The sequence below is a fragment of the Streptomyces sp. NPDC007162 genome, from assembly GCF_040634175.1.
Lineage (GTDB): Bacteria > Actinomycetota > Actinomycetes > Streptomycetales > Streptomycetaceae > Streptomyces.
This window is the reverse complement of the sequence record NZ_JBEYFC010000175.1, coordinates 1-16,079: the sequence shown is the minus strand read 5'-3', so window position 1 is coordinate 16,079 and position 16,079 is coordinate 1. Positions and strand designations below refer to the sequence as shown.

Below are 16,079 nucleotides of genomic sequence, written 5' to 3'. Positions count from 1 at the left end.
GTCGGCGAGTTCCAGGACGCCCTTCTTGATGCCCTGGAGCTGGTCGCCGGTGCGGGCCAGGCTGAGCAGCAGGAAGGAGTCCACCATGTCGGCGACGGCCGTCTCGGACTGCCCGACGCCGACCGTCTCGACCAGGATCACGTCGTACCCGGCGGCCTCCATGACCACCATCGACTCGCGGGTCGCCTTCGCCACCCCGCCGAGGGTGCCCGCGCTGGGGGAGGGGCGGACGAAGGCGTTCGGGTCGGCCGCCAGCCGTTCCATGCGGGTCTTGTCGCCGAGGATGGAGCCGCCGGTGCGGGTGGACGACGGGTCCACGGCGAGCACCGCCACCCGGTGCCCGAGCCCGGTCAGCAGGGTGCCGAACGCGTCGATGAACGTCGACTTGCCCACGCCCGGCACCCCGCTGACGCCGACGCGCCGGGCCCGGCCGCTGTGCGGGAGCAGCTCGGTGAGCAACTCCTGTGCCTGCGCCCGGTGCTGTGGCCGGGTGGACTCGACGAGGGTGATGGCGCGGGCGATGACCGCGCGCTTCTGGTCGAGCACACCCTTCACATAGGCGTCGACATCGATCACAGGTCGTGCCCGAGTTCCGCCGACAGCCGCCGCACCAGGTCGTAGGCCGCGTCCGGGATCACCGTCCCGGGCGGGAACACGGCCGTGGCGCCCATCTCCAGCAGGGTCGGCACGTCCTGCGGCGGGATGACCCCGCCGACCACGATCATGATGTCCGCCCGGCCCTCCTCGGCGAGCTGCTCGCGCAGCGCGGGTACGAGGGTGAGGTGACCGGCCGCCAGCGAGGACACGCCGACCACGTGGACGTCCGCCTCCACCGCCTGGCGGGCGACCTCCTCGGGGGTCTGGAACAGCGGGCCGACGTCGACGTCGAAGCCGAGGTCGGCGAAGGCGGTCGCGATCACCTTCTGGCCGCGGTCGTGACCGTCCTGGCCCATCTTGGCGACCAGGATGCGCGGGCGGCGCCCCTCGGCCTCGTCGAAGGCGTCGACCAGGGCGCGGGTGCGGTCCACGTTCGGGGACTCGCCTGCTTCGTTGCGGTACACACCGGAGATCGTACGGATCTGGCTCGCGTGCCGGCCGTACACCTTCTCCAGGGCGTCGGAGATCTCGCCGACGGTGGCCTTGGCACGGGCCGCGTGCACCGCCAGCTCCAGCAGGTTGCCGTCGCCGTCCGCCGCCCGGGTGAGGGCGTCGAGCGCGTCCCGGCACGCCGTCTCGTCCCGCTCCGCGCGCAGCCGCCGCAGCTTCTCGATCTGCTGGGCGCGCACCGAGGAGTTGTCGACCTTGAGGACCTCGATCGCCTCGTCGCTGTCCACCCGGTACTTGTTGACGCCGATCACCGGCTGCCGTCCGGAGTCGATCCGGGCCTGGGTGCGGGCCGCCGCCTCCTCGATGCGCAGCTTGGGAATGCCGGCGTCGATCGCCCTGGCCATGCCGCCCGCCGCCTCGACCTCCTGGATGTGCGCCCAGGCCTTGCGGGCGAGGTCGTAGGTCAGCCGCTCCACGTAGGCGCTGCCGCCCCACGGGTCGATGACCCGGGTGGTGCCCGACTCCTGCTGGATGAGCAGCTGGGTGTTGCGGGCGATGCGCGCCGAGAAGTCCGTCGGCAGGGCCAGCGCCTCGTCCAGGGCGTTGGTGTGCAGCGACTGGGTGTGCCCCTGGGTCGCCGCCATCGCCTCCACGGCCGTGCGCGTGACGTTGTTGAAGACGTCCTGCGCGGTCAGCGACCAGCCCGAGGTCTGCGAATGGGTGCGCAGGGAGAGGGACTTGGAGTTCTTCGGCTCGAACTGCGCGACCAGCTTGGCCCAGAGCAACCGGGCCGCCCGCAACTTGGCGATCTCCATGAAGAAGTTCATGCCGATCGCCCAGAAGAAGGAGAGCCGGGGCGCGAACGCGTCCACGTCCAGGCCCGCCTCCCGGCCCGCCCGGATGTACTCCACGCCGTCCGCGAGCGTGTACGCCAGCTCCAGGTCGGCCGTCGCACCGGCCTCCTGGATGTGGTAGCCGGAGATGGAGATCGAGTTGTAGCGGGGCATCCGCTGCGAGGTGTACGCGAAGATGTCGGAGATGATCCGCATCGACGGCTTCGGCGGATAGATGTAGGTGTTGCGGACCATGAACTCCTTGAGGATGTCGTTCTGGATGGTCCCCGCCAGCTTCTCGGGCGGTACGCCCTGCTCCTCCGCCGCCACGATGTACAGCGCCAGCACCGGCAGCACGGCGCCGTTCATCGTCATCGACACGGTCATCTTGTCGAGGGGGATCCCGTCGAACAGCTGGCGCATGTCGAGAATCGAGTCGATGGCCACGCCCGCCATGCCGACGTCACCGGTCACCCGCGGGTGGTCGCTGTCGTAGCCCCGGTGCGTGGGCAGGTCGAAGGCGACCGACAGGCCCTTCTGACCGGCCGCCAGGTTGCGCCGGTAGAACGCGTTGGACTCCTCGGCGGTGGAGAAGCCCGCGTACTGGCGGATGGTCCACGGCTGGTTCACGTACATCGTCGGGTAGGGGCCGCGCAGGTACGGCGCGACACCGGGGTAGGTGCCCAGGAAGTCCAGGCCCTCCAGGTCGCGTCCGGTGTAGAGCGGCTTGACCCCGATGCCCTCCGGGGTCTCCCACACCGGCAGGTCACCGCCGGCCGCCCGCCACCCTTCGGGGCTGCCGTCGGTGACGGGGCTCCCCAGTTCGATGCCGGAGAAGTCGGGGATTCCCATCAGGACACTCCCATGCGGTCGAGGGTCTCGGACAGCACGGCCACGGCGTCGCAGCCCGCGAAGACGTACGAGTCGACGCCCGCGTACGCGCCGCGGCCCGCGAGGACGACGTGCCGGGCACCGGCCGCCTTCAGCGACTCGGCGGCGGACTCGGCCTCTTCGGCGTACCGGTCGTCGCTGGAGCAGAGCACGGCCTCGCCGGCGCCGCTCTCCTGGAAGCTCCCCGCGGTGACGGGCTCGATGCCGCCCGCCTGGAAGAGGTTCGAGGCGAAGGTCGCCCGGCCGGTGTACTCGGCGGCGGAACCGAGCGTGGCGAGGTAGATGCGGGGGCGGGCGCCGGTCGCCGCGAGATGGGCGTCGGAGCGGGCCCGCAGTTCCTCGTACGCCTCGTCCCGGCGCACCCGGGGCAGGCCGCCCGACGGGGGCTCGGGCGCGGGCTCGCGCTCCACCGGCTTCTCGGCGAGCAGCGGGAACTCGCTGACGCCGGTGATGGGTTCGCGCCGCTTGGCGAGCTTCTTGGAGCGCTCCGCCCAGGTGGCCGCCAGGTCGGTGCGCAGCCGGCCCGAGCGCAGCACCGCCGCCTGGCCGCCGTCGCGCTCGATCGTCCGGAAGAACTCCCAGCCCGCGTGGGCGAGTTCGTCGGTGAGCCGCTCGACGTACCAGGAGCCGCCCGCCGGGTCGATCACCCGGGCCAGGTGCGACTCCTCGACGAGGATCGTGGAGGTGTTGCGGGCGATGCGCCGGGCGAACGCGTCCGGCAGGCCGATCGCGTGGTCGAACGGCAGCACGGTCACGGAATCGGCGCCGCCCACCCCGGCGGCCAGTGTCGCGATCGTGGTGCGCAGCATGTTCACCCACGGGTCGCGGCGGCTCATCATCACCGGCGAGGTGACCGCGTGCTGCACCTGGGCGCCCGCGTCGGCCGCGCCGCTGACCTCGGCGACCCGTGCCCACAGCCGGCGCGCGGCGCGCAGCTTGGCGATCGTCAGGAACTGGTCCGCGGTCGCCGCGTACCGGAACTCCAGCTGACCGAGGGCCTGTTCGACGCCGAGGCCGGCCTCGGTCAGCTCCCGCAGGTAGGTCACGCCGGTGGCCAGCGAGGCGCCCAGCTCCTGCGCCGCCGAGCCGCCCGCCTCGTGGTACGGCAGCGCGTCCACCGTCAGCGCCCGCAGACCCGGGAACTCCTCGGCCGTGCGCCGGGCGAGCGCGGCGCCGGGGGCGAAGTCCAGGGACTCACCCGTGCGCGCCTCGTACCCGAGCGGGTCGGCGCCCAGGTTGCCGCGTACGGCCCCGGGGGCGACGCCCTTCTCGTCGCACAGCCGCAGCAGCTCGGCGGCCGCCGCCTCGGTGTCGCGGCCCGCGTCCAGGACCACCGGCGCCAGGTCGAGGTAGACACCGTCGAGGGCGCGGGCGAGGCCGGACACCGGGATGCCGCCCCGGCCCACGAGCAGCCAGAGCGAGGTGACGCCGTTCTCCAGGTCGGCCAGGACCGCGCCGTCGGGAGCCGCCGCGTGCCGCTGCCGTATGTCCCAGCCGCCCGCGGCGCTCCCCTCGGGGCGGCCGCCGCGTACGTACGGCGGGAAGCCGGGCAGGCCGGCGTCGGGCGCGGTGTCGTGCGCGGTGTAGAGGGGGCGGGTGCGCAGCCCGTCCTCCAGCGCGGTGGACAGGGCGTCCTCGGCTGCCTCGCCCGAGACTTCCTTGCCCGACTTGCGCAGCACGCCCTCGACCAGGCGTTGCCACTGCTCGTGCGTCGCGTCAGGGAACTCGGCGGCCAGTGAGAGCCCGTCGTCAGGCAGGACCGTCATGCTCGGATGCTAGGGCAGACTGCCCGGACGGGCCCGGCGGCACGGCTGTGACCTTGCCCTCGCCGTCGCTGTGACCTGGGCCTCGCCGGGTGAGCTGACCTGATTCGGAGGGCGGATCTGGCTCGTTCGCGAGGTCGGGGACCAGCGCGCTCAGCGCCTCGCGCTGCTCCGGACCGATGACGTGGCCGACCGCGTGCCTGACCGTCTCCGCGAGGTCGGCGGAGGCCTCCCGGAGCTGCCGGCGGCCCTTGTCGGTGAGGCCGACCTCGATGCCCCGCTTGTCGCCGCAGACGGACCTGCGGGTGACCAGGCCGGCATGCTGGAGGCAGGCGATCTGGTAGGTGAGGCGCGTCTTGGGGCGGCCCAGCAGCTCGGCGACGCGCGTCATGCGCAGGCCCTCGTGCGGCTGCTCGGCCAGCAGGCACAGGATCAGGAACTCGTCGTGCGAGACGTCGAGGGTGCCCTTCACGACCGACCGCAGCCGCTGCTCCGCCGCGCCCGTGGCGGCCAGCAGCACCATCCAGGCACGCAGCTCGGCCGGGAGCAGACCGCCGCCGCCCGCCAGGGACGGACATTCGGGCAGCTCGACGGGGTGTTCCTCGGGTGCGGCCATGCATCGATACTACCCGTTGTCCAAATTTGGATATTGGGCTAGCGTGACAGTCATCCAAATTTGAACATCGATTGATCGGAGCACGGCCATGACCGCCACCGTGGAAACCGGCCTCTGGCAGCTCGACCCGACCGCCTCCGCCGTAGCCGTCCGACACAAGAGCGTCTGGGGTCTGGTCACCGTCAAGGGCACCTTCACCGGCGTCAGCGGCCGGGGCGAGGTGGCCGCCGACGGCACCGCCGCCGGCACCCTGGTGATCGACGCGGCCTCGCTGGACACCAAGAACAAGAAGCGCGACGACCACCTGCGCTCGGCCGACTTCCTCGACGCCGCCAACCACCCGGAGATCACCTTCGCGGTGCGCGGGGCCGAGCGGGGCGCGGGTGACTCGGTGCGGGTCGACGGGCAGCTGACCGTCCGGGGCATCAGCCGGCCCCAGCAGGTCACCGCGAAGCTGGTCTCGGCCGATACCGAAGGGCTGACGCTGGAGACCGAGTTCCAGGTGATCCGCGAGGAGTTCGGCATCACCTTCAACCAGATGCGCATGATGGGCGGCCCGACCACGGTGACCGCCACCCTGCGCTTCACGCGTGCGGCGGCCTGAGGCGCGACCCGTCGGGCGGCCCGGGACCGCAGGCACGCAGCGCGCTAGCCGGCCGCTCTGCGCAGCCTGACGTCCTGGCTGGACAGCGTCTGCGGGTCCGCGGTGAAGGCGCGCAGCCGGATCCGGGTGCTCGGCTTGGCGGGGATGCCGAACCGGCCGTTCGCCGGTCTGAGTTCGACGCTCGCCGTGCCGTGCCCGGGAATCGTCGCCGGGCCCCGCACCAGCAGCCAGTACATGCTCATCCCCTGACCGGTGGTGAGCGTGTAGTGCGGGGTGAGCGGCACGCTCCCGGTGTTGACCACCTTCAGCGTCATCGACCTGACCACCGCGGCCTGGTGCTTCGCCCGCCGCAGCGAGGTGATCTCCATCCGCAGCGGCGGCCTGCCGGTCGCCGCGAGCGCCGCGCTCACCAGCGCCGGGACGAGCAGCAGCACGACCGCGCCGGCCGCCGCGGGGCGGCGGCGCAGGCCGGCCGGCAAGGCCGGGCGCGGCTGCCAGGCCCGCTCGAACTCCGGCAGCGGAGCGGTCACCGCCGCCGCCAGCCACAGCGGGGTCATCAGCAGGTAGTAGCCGTCCTGGGAGCGGGTCGCGAGGAAGAAGGCCAGCCACGGCAGGACGGTCGCGGCCGGTCCGAGCCGCCGCACGAAGAGCACGAACAGGGCGAGCAGGGCCGCCGCGAGCAGCAGGCTCGCGTACGAGTACCAGTCGAGCCGGTCGCTGCCGTTCGTGTAGTACAGCGAGATGTCGACCAGACCCTGGCCGTGCACCACGGCGCCCTGGATCAGGGGCAGTGCGATCCCGCGCAGCCAGCGGCCCGGCTCGGACACGATGAAGTACGCGTTGATCAGCAGCCACACCGTCACGGCCACCCCGGCGACCCGCAGCACCACCCCGGCGGCGGCCCGGCCGCCCAGCTCGCCGCGCCGCACCGCGTAGATCCCGGCCAGCAGGAACGGCGTGATGAACCACGGCAGTTGCTGGGCCGCGCAGGCGGCGCCGAGGCACGCGGCCCGGGCGATCCCGGCCGCGCCCAGCCGGCCGCCGCGCCCGATCCGCGGCCAGCGCACCGCCACCGGGATCAGCAGGGCCAGGGCGATGACCGCCGGGTAGCCGACCCGGGCGTACGCCGTCAGGAGGCCGAAGCCCAGGCAGGACAGCGTCGCCGCGGACCGCCACGGCACCGGGAGCAGCCGCCACAGCGCGATCGTGCCGGCGATCAGGGCGCCCGTGCACGCCGCCGTCGCCGGGGCGCCCTGGTGGCCGAGCCACAGCAGCGGGGCGGTGAGCAGCGGTGCCAGCGGGGGATAGCCGTACGTGTAGTCGTAACCGCCGCTCGTCGTCGGCGTGAGCGCGATGCCCGTGCCGTGGAACAGCCACGGCCAGGGGTGGCCGTAGACCGCGTGGCCGGCCACCAGTTCCCTGGCGGCCTGGGTGGTGAGGGCGCCCTCGTCGCCGCCGCCGTGGTTCAGTGCCCAGCCGCATACGGCGAGGACCACCGCCGTGACCAGGACCAGCAGGTCGAGCCGGGCCAGCGAGCGGGTCCTGCGGACCGTCAGCGTCAGTACCCCGGTGACCAGGATGGAGACGTAGCAGACGGAGATCAGGGCGGCCAGGACCAGGTGGTGCGTCGCGGCCTGGGTCCAGATCGAGCGGGTGCCGATGAACAGGCCGATGTCGGCGAGGAGGGTGAGGACGCGGTGCCAGTGCGCGGGGGCACCGGCGTCCCCGGGAGCGGCGGACACCGCCGACTGTGTCCGCCGGCCGGGTGCCACCTGTTGAGCTTCTGCCAAGTGCACGCACCGGACGGTAATCGCGGGCGGTGAACGAGGCGTCGCTGGAGGTGAAGAGTCCGGTGTGAGGCCAGTAAGAAGCCGCCAATGCGCTGCAATCGGCGCAATAGTACGAAGATTCCCCTCTGGTGCGGTATGACCTGCGCATCCGTTCGCGCTTCGTGTCGCTGTTGGGCCGAACGGGTGACTTGGCGTAAGAATTGGCTGGTGCAGGCATTGGGTGCGAGTCAGGTCAGGGGGAGCCGGTGAGCCGTTACGACGTCACCGATGAACAGTGGGAGGGGCTCGCCCAGGTGGTGCCGCTGCGGGGCCGGGACGCCTGGCCGTCGGCCGTGGGCCACCGCGCCCTGCCGGACGCGGAGACCGAGACGCGCCGCCGGTTCGTCGTCCTGCGGGTCAACATCTTCGCCGACGCCCGCGAGGTCGCGGAGACGCTGATGGCCGGGATACCGGTGCTGCTCGACCTGACCAGTGCGGAGACGGAGGTCGCCAAGCGCGTCCTCGACTTCAGTACGGGCGTGGTCTTCGGCCTGGCCAGCGGCATGCACCGGGTGGACCGCAATGTGTTCCTCCTGACTCCGCCCGGCACGGAGGTGAGCGGCCTGATGCAGGACGCGGGCGCCTCCGGCGGCTGAGAAGCGGGCCGCCGGGACGAGGGCGGCTCCGCTGCGGGGATCCCGGTGATACGAAGTCGGTTCCGGCGTCGGCGGGCGGGTTCGCCCACCGGGCGTCGGTGCCGGGGTGGGCGCTCGGGTGGCCGTGTGCGGCGTCGCTCGATCGGAGGAAGGGGCGGTGGGCGGAACGGTTCGGCTGCTGGGCGGAGTCCTACGGTCCGCATATGGCCGCCCCCTCCGCTGCTTCCTCGCCGCCCACCCCTCCCGACGCCACTGATCCCTGTCGTTCCTCCGGGGCCCGGGCCCTTTCCGCGCCGTCGTCGCTGACCGCCCCGGGGCCCCCGGCCGCCGCCCTCCGCCGCGACCCCCGCCCCCGGGTCACCGAACTCCGGCTCTCCGCCTTCGCCCGGCACCGCGGCGCCGGCTTTCCGGTCGGGCAGGTCACTCTCCTCGCCGGGCCCAGCGGAAGCGGGAAGAGCACGGTGCTCGCGGCCTACGAGGCGCTCGCACGGCTCGGCGGCGGCGCCGCGCTCGCCGAAGTGTTCCCGGATCCCGGCGCGCTCGTACCGGAGCGGGCCCGGCCCGACGCCCAGCGCCGCCGCGGGTTCCGGATCGGCTGTACGGCCGACGGCGCCGAGGGGCCGGTACGGCTCGACGTCGCCGTACAGGCCGAGCCCGAACTGCGCATCGTGGGGGAGCGGCTGACCGCCGGGGGACTGGTGCTCCTCGAGACCGCCCTGCGGGATCCGGGCCGCCGGGCCGTCCAGGCCGCGTGGCACACCGCGGGCACCGCCCCGGTCACCAGGGCCCCGCTGCCCGACGACCGCCTCGGGACCGCGCTGCTGCCGTTGCGCGTCGCCGGGAAGACGGACGGCCAGCGGCAGGTCCTCGCCGCCGCCGAGCAGATGGTCGTCGCCCTGCGGTCGGTGTTCCCCTGCGACCCGCGGCCCGAGAGCATGCGCGTCCCGGTCCTCACCGGATCCGGCCGGCTGCTGCGCGGCTGCGACAACCTCGCCGACGTCCTGTGGCGCACCCGCGCCGAATGCGGCCGACGGCACGGACTTCTCGTCGACGCCGTGCGCACCGGCTGCGCGGGACCGGTGACCGACCTGGTGGCCGAGCTGCTCGGCGACGGCACGGTACGGGCGCTGCTCGACCGCGGCGACGGCCACCGTACGGAGCTGGCGCGGCTCGGCGACGGCGAACTGCGCTATCTCGCCCTCGCCCTGGTCCTCTTCACCGGCCCCGGCGTCCTCGAGGTCGACGCCCCCGGTGAGGTCCCCGACGCCATGCGCGGCCTCACCGTCCTCGCCGACGGCTTCGACCGCTGCCTCGATCCCCGCCAGCGCGCCGAACTCCTGCGCACGGCGGTCCTGGTGGGCGAACGCGGGCACATCCGCTTCGTCGGCGCGGTCGGCGACGCGTCGTGGGCGGACGGAGCCGGGGCGATCACAGTGGTACACCTGGAGGCGTGAGCGACGAACCCCTCGACGTGGCGAAACTCCAGCGCCGGCTGGCCGATTTCGCCGCCGCCCGCGACTGGCGGCAGTACCACACCCCCAAGAACCTGGTGGCCGCCCTCAGTGTGGAGGCCTCGGAACTGGTCGAGATCTTCCAGTGGTTGACCCCGGAGGAGTCGTCCCGGGTGATGGCCGACCCGGGTACCGCGCACCGGGTCACGGACGAGGTCGCCGACGTCCTGTCCTATCTCCTCCAGCTCTGCGACGTCCTGGACATCGACCCGCTGGCCGCGCTGTCCGCCAAGATCGACCGCAACGAGAACCGGTTCCCGCCCGCCTGACACCCCGTCGGTCCGGGGCACCTCCCCGCACTCATGGTTGACGCTCGGTAACCAAAATCTCGCCCGAATCCGAATTGTTGTCCACAGATTTCCGCCTTCCTCTGGCTTCGCGTCTCGCACACCCTCACTCTGGGTAGTGAACTACTGAGTGCGGCAAGGCAGTTCGGACCGACGGGGACGGGGCGACGGATGGACGCGACGCGGCTCATCGTGGCGAGCAGACGAGCGCTGGCGCACGGCGCGGGTGTGGCGGAACTGATGACCGAGGTGTGGCAGGCCCAGGCCCTGGCCCAGGCGATCGGCAGCCGGCTGGCCGTCTCGGGTCCGCCCGAACTGCGCGGTGAGGCCCTCGGACTGACCGAGCTGGCGGGCCGTGGCTGCGGCGTCCTCACCACCCCCGACCTGGACCCCGGCACTCTGCGCGCCGCCCAGCTCACCGAACTGGACGACGCCCGCGTGACGCTGCTCTCCCTCGGCGCCCTGCTCGCCGAGGCCGGCATCGCCCTGGTCGGCATGGCCAGCGCCGCGGCCGACGAGACGACGTACTGGCAGTGCATGGAGGCCATCGACGCGGCCGACGAGTCCCGCGACAGGGTCCTGGAGATGCTCCGCAAACTCGCGGCCCGCGAGGAGGTCCACGACGGCTAGGAGCGTGGGTCGGTAAACAGCCACCAGGTGATGCCTTCGCCGATCTGGACGAGGCCGCATTGCTGATAGAGCTTTTTGCCTTCAGGGGTCGCGTTGAGCACGACGTGGTCGGCCCCGGCGGAGGCGGCGGCCGCGGTCACGGCGTGCAAGAGGCCGGTGCCCAGGCCGCGGCGGCGGAAGGCGGGCCACACCGCCATGTCGAAAACGCCGGCCAGGTCGCCGGTCAGGTGGGACCACGCCCGTCCGGCGAAGTGTCCACCGGGGCGGTGGGTGTAGGCGGCGGCATACCAGCTGTGTTGGGGGCGCACGCAGGCCAAGGCGAGTTCGGCCCGATAGTCGGCGAACTCGCCGGTGTAGTCCTGAGTGTCCTCTTGAAGCTCCACACGCGGATCGCCATCCCCACCGATGGCGACGGCGATGTCGGCACAGGCAGCGGTCATCCACCACGGGGACCAGCCGCGTTCGAATCCCGCTGCCGCCAGCGGGGCCGCGTCGACATCCAAGCCGAGCCATACGCCGATCCCGACATCGAGGTCTCGGGCCAGGGCGACGCCGCGGGCCACCGCTGCCTGCGGCAGAGTGCGCGGGAACATCAGGTGCATGCCTTCGCGGTCCGTTGTCCAGGTCAGTGGGCCGTCTTGCCAGACCCGGCCGCCCAGGACCTCGGCGCGAGTGCGATACCAACTGGTCTGAACGTGCTCGCAGTCGCGGACGGTGATCTCACGGGTCATCCCTCATCCTTATCAGAGGGCCGGCCTCGGCGGACACGGCAGAAGCACGGCCCCGACGATGCCGGCCCGCCGAGAGTTCGTGATCTTTCGCATGGGAAGACCTTGGTATGTCTGGTGGGAATACTCTGTTCGAAGCGGATCCGGCGGCCGTGGTGAAGTCACAGACTGTGCCGAAAGCGTTGGTGAACAGGACGTTCCGGGTGTTCGCCCCGGATCGGATGCTGTTGCTGCCGCCGTCGCTGGACGCGTGGCTGCCCGAAGAGCATGTGGCCCGGTTGGTCGCCGAGCTGGTCGACGACGTTCTGGACCTGACGGCGATCCGGGCCGACTGCACCGACAAGCGCGGCTACCCACCCTACGGCCCCCGGCTGATGGTGCGTCTGCTGAGGCCGCCGTGAGTTTCTCCGTCTGCTGGAGCAGCCTCTTCGGCGATCAGCCCCCGGGGCTGACGGCATTCACTCGACGGGGGACGGGCGCGGCGGCGGTGCCGGTGCGGTCGCCGGGGCCGGGGCCGGGCAGGATGGACGCATGGACCTTCGCATCTTCACCGAGCCCCAGCAGGGCGCCAGCTACGACACCCTCCTCACCGTCGCCAAGGCCACCGAGGACCTCGGATTCGACGCCTTCTTCCGCTCCGACCACTACCTGAGGATGGGCGACGGCGACGGCCTGCCCGGTCCCACCGACGCCTGGATCACGCTCGCCGGGCTCGCCCGGGAGACCAAGCGGATCCGGCTCGGCACCCTCATGACCGCAGGAACCTTCCGCCTGCCCGGAGTCCTCGCCATCCAGGTCGCCCAGGTCGACCAGATGTCCGGCGGCCGGGTCGAACTGGGCCTCGGAGCGGGCTGGTTCGAGGAAGAGCACAAGGCGTACGGCATCCCCTTCCCGAAGGAGAAGTTCGGCCGCCTGGAGGAGCAGCTCGCGATCGTCACCGGCCTGTGGAAGACCGAGGTCGGCGAGACCTTCGACTTCCACGGCACGTACTACGACCTGACCGGCTCGCCCGCGCTGCCCAAGCCCGCCCAGGCCAGGATCCCGGTGCTGATCGGCGGCCACGGCGCCACCCGCACCCCCCGGCTGACCGCCAAGTACGCCGACGAGTTCAACATGCCGTTCGCCTCGGTCGAGGACAGCAAGGCCCAGTTCGGCCGGGTGCGCACCGCTGTCGAGACCGCCGGCCGCAAGGGTGACGAGGTGACGCTCTCCAACGCCCTCGTGGTCTGCGTGGGCAAGGACGACCAGGAGGTCGCCCGCCGTGCTGCCGCGATCGGCCGCGAGGCCGACGAGCTGAAGACGAACGGCCTGGCCGGCACCCCCGCCGAGGTCGTCGACAAGATCGGCCGCTACGCCGAGGTCGGCTCCCGCCGGATGTACCTCCAGATCCTCGACCTCTCCGACCTGGACCACCTGGAGCTGATCTCCGCCCAGGTCCAGTCCCAGCTGTCGTAACCGGTCCGGATCCGCGCATCCGGCCGGCTGTGACACGGCTGTGACCGGAGCTATGGCTTCCGTCACAGTCGCCCGGGGTCCGCCCTGATGGGGTGACCGGATGCGCAACCCCCGCCCCCGCCCCCGCCCCCGCCTCCTCGCCCCCCTCGCCGCCCTGCTCCTGGCCACGGCGTGCGGCGCGGAGCACGCGGACCAGGACCGTGGTGCCGGAGCGGCCGTCCCGGCACCCCGCGCCACCGTCACCGACCCGCCGGTGGACGGCGTACGGATCACCTCGGTCACCATCCCGTCCGCCTTCCCGACCCCGTCGGCCACCCTCGGCTCGGTCCACGCGGACCGGCTGCCCGGCGACTCCGGCATCTCCGCCGCCTACCAGGTCCACAACGACGGCGACGAGGCCATGACCTACACCGTGCTCTTCGCCTTCACGACGGAGACCGGCGAGGTGATGGACCACAAGGAGGTGACCGTGAGCGGGGTCGCTCCCGCCGGCAGCAGGAGCGGGACCGTCGACCTCGGCGTGCTCACCCCCGGCGCCTCCCCGGTGACCAGGGCGAAGATCGAGAAGGTCAGGAAGGTGCCGACCGCCGAGGCGCCGGTCCGAACGGACGCCTGCCCCGCGTCCGGTCTGCGGCTGTGGGCCGACGACGGCGACGCCGCGATGGGCCTGCGGGTCGTCGGACTCCACCTGGAGAACTGCGGGAAGACCGACTACGCACTCGACGGCTATCCGGAGCTGAGTCTTCTGGACGAGAACCGCGAGCCCGTCCGCGGCGTCCGCGTCCTGCACGGCGGCGCCGCCGTCGCCTCCGGAACCGGTGAAGACGACCCGCCCGTCGCCCTCACCCTGAAGCCCGGCCAGAGCGCCCGCTCCGGGCTGGTCTGGCGCAACACGACACTGGCGGGCACCTCGGTGAACGTGCCCTACGTCCGCGTCCTGGCCAAGCCGGGCGCCGCGCCCGTGACGGTCACCCCGGAGCTGGACCTCGGCACCACGGGACGACTCGGCGTCGGCGCCTGGAAACGGGCCGACCGGTAGGGCGGGCGGAAAATTCCGCGTCCCGTACCGCGATCCTAGGTACGTTGGAGCCGCGGACAAGCGCACGACCAGCGCTTTCCCGCTCTTCCCTGACCCTTTCAGAGGCGACCCACCGTGTTCCTGACGATCACCACCACCGGCACCCCCGCACGCCCCGCGACCGACCTCGGGTACCTGCTGCACAAGCATCCCGACAGCGCGCAGCAGTTCTCGACCTCCTACGGCGTCGCGCACGTCTTCTACCCGGAGGCGGATGCCGAGCGCTGCACGGCGGCGCTGCTCCTGGAGGTCGACGCGGTCGCGCTGGTCCGGCGCGGCAAGGGCAAGGGACGCGGCGGAGCACCCGACGCGGCGCTCGCGCAGTACGTCAACGACCGCCCGTACGCGGCCTCCTCGCTGCTCGCGGTGGCGATCGGCAACGTCTTCTCCAGCGCGCTGCGCGGCGTGTGCCGCGCCCTCCCCGAGGCCCCGGCGCAGCCGAGGCCGTTGCGCGTGGAGGTCCCCGCACTGCCCGCCCGGGGCGGCCCCGACCTGGTACGGAGCCTCTTCGAGCCGCTCGGCTGGACGGTCGCCGCCGAACCGGTCGCCCTGGACACCGCGTTCCCCGAGTGGGGCGACTCGCGCTACGTCGGGCTGGTGCTGGAGTCCGAGACCCTCACCCTCTCGGCGGCGCTGCGCCACCTCTACGTCCTGCTCCCGGTCCTCGACGACGCCAAGCACTACTGGGTGGCCTCCGAGGAGGTCGACAAGCTGCTGCGGGCCGGCGAGGGCTGGTTGTCCGCCCACCCCGAGCAGCAGCTCATCACCAGCCGCTATCTTTCCCGCCGCTGGTCGCTGACCCGGCAGGCGATGGAACGGCTGGAGCTGGTGCGGCTCGCCGAGACCGACGACAGCGAGGTCGAGGACATCGACAACGCGGTCGAGGAGGAGACGGAGACGGAGGAGAAGCCGACCCCGCTCGCCGTGCAGCGGCGCGAGGCGATCCTCGCCGCGCTGAAGCGCGTCGGCGCCGCCCGGGTCCTCGACCTCGGCTGCGGCCAGGGCCAGTTGGTGCAGGCGCTGCTGAAGGACCCGTCGTTCACCGAGGTCGTCGGTGTCGACGTGTCGATACGGGCACTGACCATCGCCTCCCGGCGACTGAGGCTGGACCGCATGGGGGAGCGGCAGGCCGCCCGGGTCAGGCTGCTGCAGGGCTCGCTCGCCTACACCGACAGACGGCTCAAGGGGTACGACGCCGCCGTGCTCAGCGAGGTGATCGAGCACCTCGACCTGCCACGGCTGCCCGCCCTGGAATACGCGGTGTTCGGCGCCGCCCGCCCGCGCACGGTCCTCGTGACCACCCCGAACGTCGAGTACAACGTCCGCTGGGAGACCCTCCCCGCCGGACACCGCAGGCACGGCGACCACCGCTTCGAGTGGACCCGCGAGGAGTTCCGTGCCTGGGCCCACCGGGTCGCCGAACGCCACGGGTACGGCGTGCAGTTCACCCCCGTGGGACCGGACGACCCCGAGGTCGGCCCGCCCACCCAGATGGCCGTCTTCGAGACGAACACGGCCGACACCGGCACCACGGCCGTTGCCACGAAGGAGGCGAAGGCGGCATGACCGAGCAGCACAACGGACGGGTCCTGCCCGTCACCGACCTCTCCCTGGTCGTCCTCGTCGGCGCCTCCGGCTCCGGCAAGTCCACCTTCGCGCGCCGCCACTTCAAGCCGACCGAGGTGATCTCCTCCGACTTCTGCCGGGGCCTGGTCTCCGACGACGAGAACGACCAGAGCGCGAGCGGGGACGCCTTCGACGTCCTGCACTACATCGCGGGCAAGCGCCTGGCGGCCGGCCGCCGCACGGTCGTGGACGCCACCAGCGTGCAGCAGGACTCCCGGCGCCAGCTGATCGACCTGGCCAAGCGGTTCGACGTGCTGCCGATCGCCATCGTGCTCGACGTGCCCGAGGAGGTGTGCGCCGAGCGCAACGCGGCCCGCGCCGACCGCGCGGACATGCCGCGCCGGGTCGTCCAGCGCCACATCCGCGAACTGAGGCGTTCGATACGGCACCTGGAGCGCGAGGGCTTCCGCAAGGTGCACGTCCTGCGCGGTGTCGAGGAGGTCGAGTCGGCCGCTGTCGTCACCGAGAAGCGCTACAACGACCTGACCCACCTCACCGGTCCCTTCGACATCGTCGGCGACATCCACGGATGCGCCGCCGAACTGGAGTCCCTGCTCGCCAAGTTGGGTTACCAGGACGGCGTGC

At 72.3% G+C, this 16,079-nt stretch carries 14 protein-coding genes and 2 pseudogenes; 10 read left to right on the top strand and 6 right to left on the bottom strand.

All coding sequences use genetic code 11. From position 1 onward, the window contains the following. The 4 genes and pseudogenes from meaB to ABZ646_RS21605 all read right to left on the bottom strand — a co-directional run. The coding region (gene meaB, locus ABZ646_RS21620; protein ID WP_360521147.1) for a methylmalonyl Co-A mutase-associated GTPase MeaB at nt 1-576 on the bottom strand (576 nt) is incomplete at its 3' end. Next, a complete protein-coding gene (scpA, locus tag ABZ646_RS21615) occupies nt 573-2,732 on the bottom strand; it encodes a methylmalonyl-CoA mutase (protein WP_360521144.1) in 2,160 nt (719 codons plus the stop codon). The genes scpA and meaB, both read right to left, overlap by 4 nt. Next, on the bottom strand, nt 2,732-4,537 hold the full coding sequence (locus ABZ646_RS21610) for a methylmalonyl-CoA mutase family protein (protein ID WP_360521141.1): 1,806 nt from the start codon (nt 4,535-4,537) through the stop codon (nt 2,732-2,734). The genes scpA and ABZ646_RS21610 overlap by 1 nt, the downstream gene beginning before the upstream one ends. Nucleotides 4,538-4,667: 130 nt before the next feature. Continuing rightward, a pseudogene (locus ABZ646_RS21605) lies at nt 4,668-5,150 on the bottom strand (MarR family transcriptional regulator); the annotation flags it as partial. 88 nt (nt 5,151-5,238) lie between these two features. Here ABZ646_RS21605 and ABZ646_RS21600 point away from each other — a divergent pair. After that, nucleotides 5,239-5,754: a YceI family protein gene (locus tag ABZ646_RS21600; protein WP_360521138.1), complete on the top strand. Its 516-nt coding sequence runs from the start codon at nt 5,239-5,241 to the stop codon at nt 5,752-5,754. A 44-nt stretch (nt 5,755-5,798) separates the two neighbouring features. Here the strand turns inward: ABZ646_RS21600 and ABZ646_RS21595 are convergent, their stop codons facing one another. Continuing rightward, nucleotides 5,799-7,526 carry a hypothetical protein gene (locus ABZ646_RS21595; protein ID WP_360521150.1) on the bottom strand — a complete coding sequence of 576 codons (1,728 nt, stop codon included), beginning with the start codon at nt 7,524-7,526 and terminating at the stop codon, nt 5,799-5,801. Nucleotides 7,527-7,789: 263 nt separating this feature from the next. Here ABZ646_RS21595 and ABZ646_RS21590 point away from each other — a divergent pair, with 263 nt between their 5' ends. The 4 genes from ABZ646_RS21590 to ABZ646_RS21575 all read left to right on the top strand — a co-directional run bounded on the left by ABZ646_RS21590 (nt 7,790) and on the right by ABZ646_RS21575 (nt 10,607). Further along, nucleotides 7,790-8,179 (top strand): cell division protein SepF, encoded by a 390-nt coding sequence (locus ABZ646_RS21590; protein ID WP_360521135.1) that lies wholly within the window; start codon nt 7,790-7,792, stop codon nt 8,177-8,179. Nucleotides 8,180-8,382: 203 nt separating this feature from the next. Next, a complete protein-coding gene (locus ABZ646_RS21585) occupies nt 8,383-9,633 on the top strand; it encodes an ATP-binding protein (RefSeq protein WP_360521132.1) in 1,251 nt (416 codons plus the stop codon). Further along, a complete protein-coding gene (locus ABZ646_RS21580; RefSeq protein WP_360521129.1) occupies nt 9,630-9,959 on the top strand; it encodes a nucleotide pyrophosphohydrolase in 330 nt (109 codons plus the stop codon). Before ABZ646_RS21585 ends, ABZ646_RS21580 begins: the two co-directional genes overlap by 4 nt. A gap of 189 nt (nt 9,960-10,148) precedes the next feature. Beyond that, nucleotides 10,149-10,607: a DUF6099 family protein gene (locus ABZ646_RS21575; protein WP_360521127.1), complete on the top strand. Its 459-nt coding sequence runs from the start codon at nt 10,149-10,151 to the stop codon at nt 10,605-10,607. Here ABZ646_RS21575 and ABZ646_RS21570 read toward each other — a convergent pair. Next, nucleotides 10,604-11,338, bottom strand: a complete 735-nt coding sequence (locus ABZ646_RS21570; RefSeq protein ID WP_360521124.1) for a GNAT family N-acetyltransferase — start codon at nt 11,336-11,338, stop codon at nt 10,604-10,606. The genes ABZ646_RS21575 and ABZ646_RS21570 overlap by 4 nt on opposite strands. 149 nt (nt 11,339-11,487) lie before the next feature. Here ABZ646_RS21570 and ABZ646_RS21565 point away from each other — a divergent pair. The 5 genes and pseudogenes from ABZ646_RS21565 to ABZ646_RS21545 form a co-directional block, all read left to right on the top strand. Next, nucleotides 11,488-11,724 (top strand): annotated as a pseudogene (locus ABZ646_RS21565) (hypothetical protein); the annotation flags it as partial. 142 nt (nt 11,725-11,866) lie between these two features. After that, nucleotides 11,867-12,790 (top strand): LLM class F420-dependent oxidoreductase, encoded by a 924-nt coding sequence (locus ABZ646_RS21560; RefSeq protein ID WP_360521121.1) that lies wholly within the window; start codon nt 11,867-11,869, stop codon nt 12,788-12,790. Nucleotides 12,791-12,890: 100 nt separating this feature from the next. Then, complete coding sequence (locus ABZ646_RS21555; RefSeq protein WP_360521118.1) at nt 12,891-13,829, top strand: DUF4232 domain-containing protein; 939 nt, start codon at nt 12,891-12,893, stop codon at nt 13,827-13,829. 114 nt (nt 13,830-13,943) lie between these two features. Next, the gene (locus ABZ646_RS21550; RefSeq protein ID WP_360521116.1) at nt 13,944-15,434 is read left to right on the top strand and encodes a 3' terminal RNA ribose 2'-O-methyltransferase Hen1; all 1,491 of its coding nucleotides are present in this window, start codon (nt 13,944-13,946) and stop codon (nt 15,432-15,434) included. Then, nucleotides 15,431-16,079, top strand: a 649-nt coding sequence (locus tag ABZ646_RS21545; protein ID WP_360521113.1) for an AAA family ATPase, incomplete at its 3' end; no start/stop codon positions are given. The genes ABZ646_RS21550 and ABZ646_RS21545, both read left to right, overlap by 4 nt.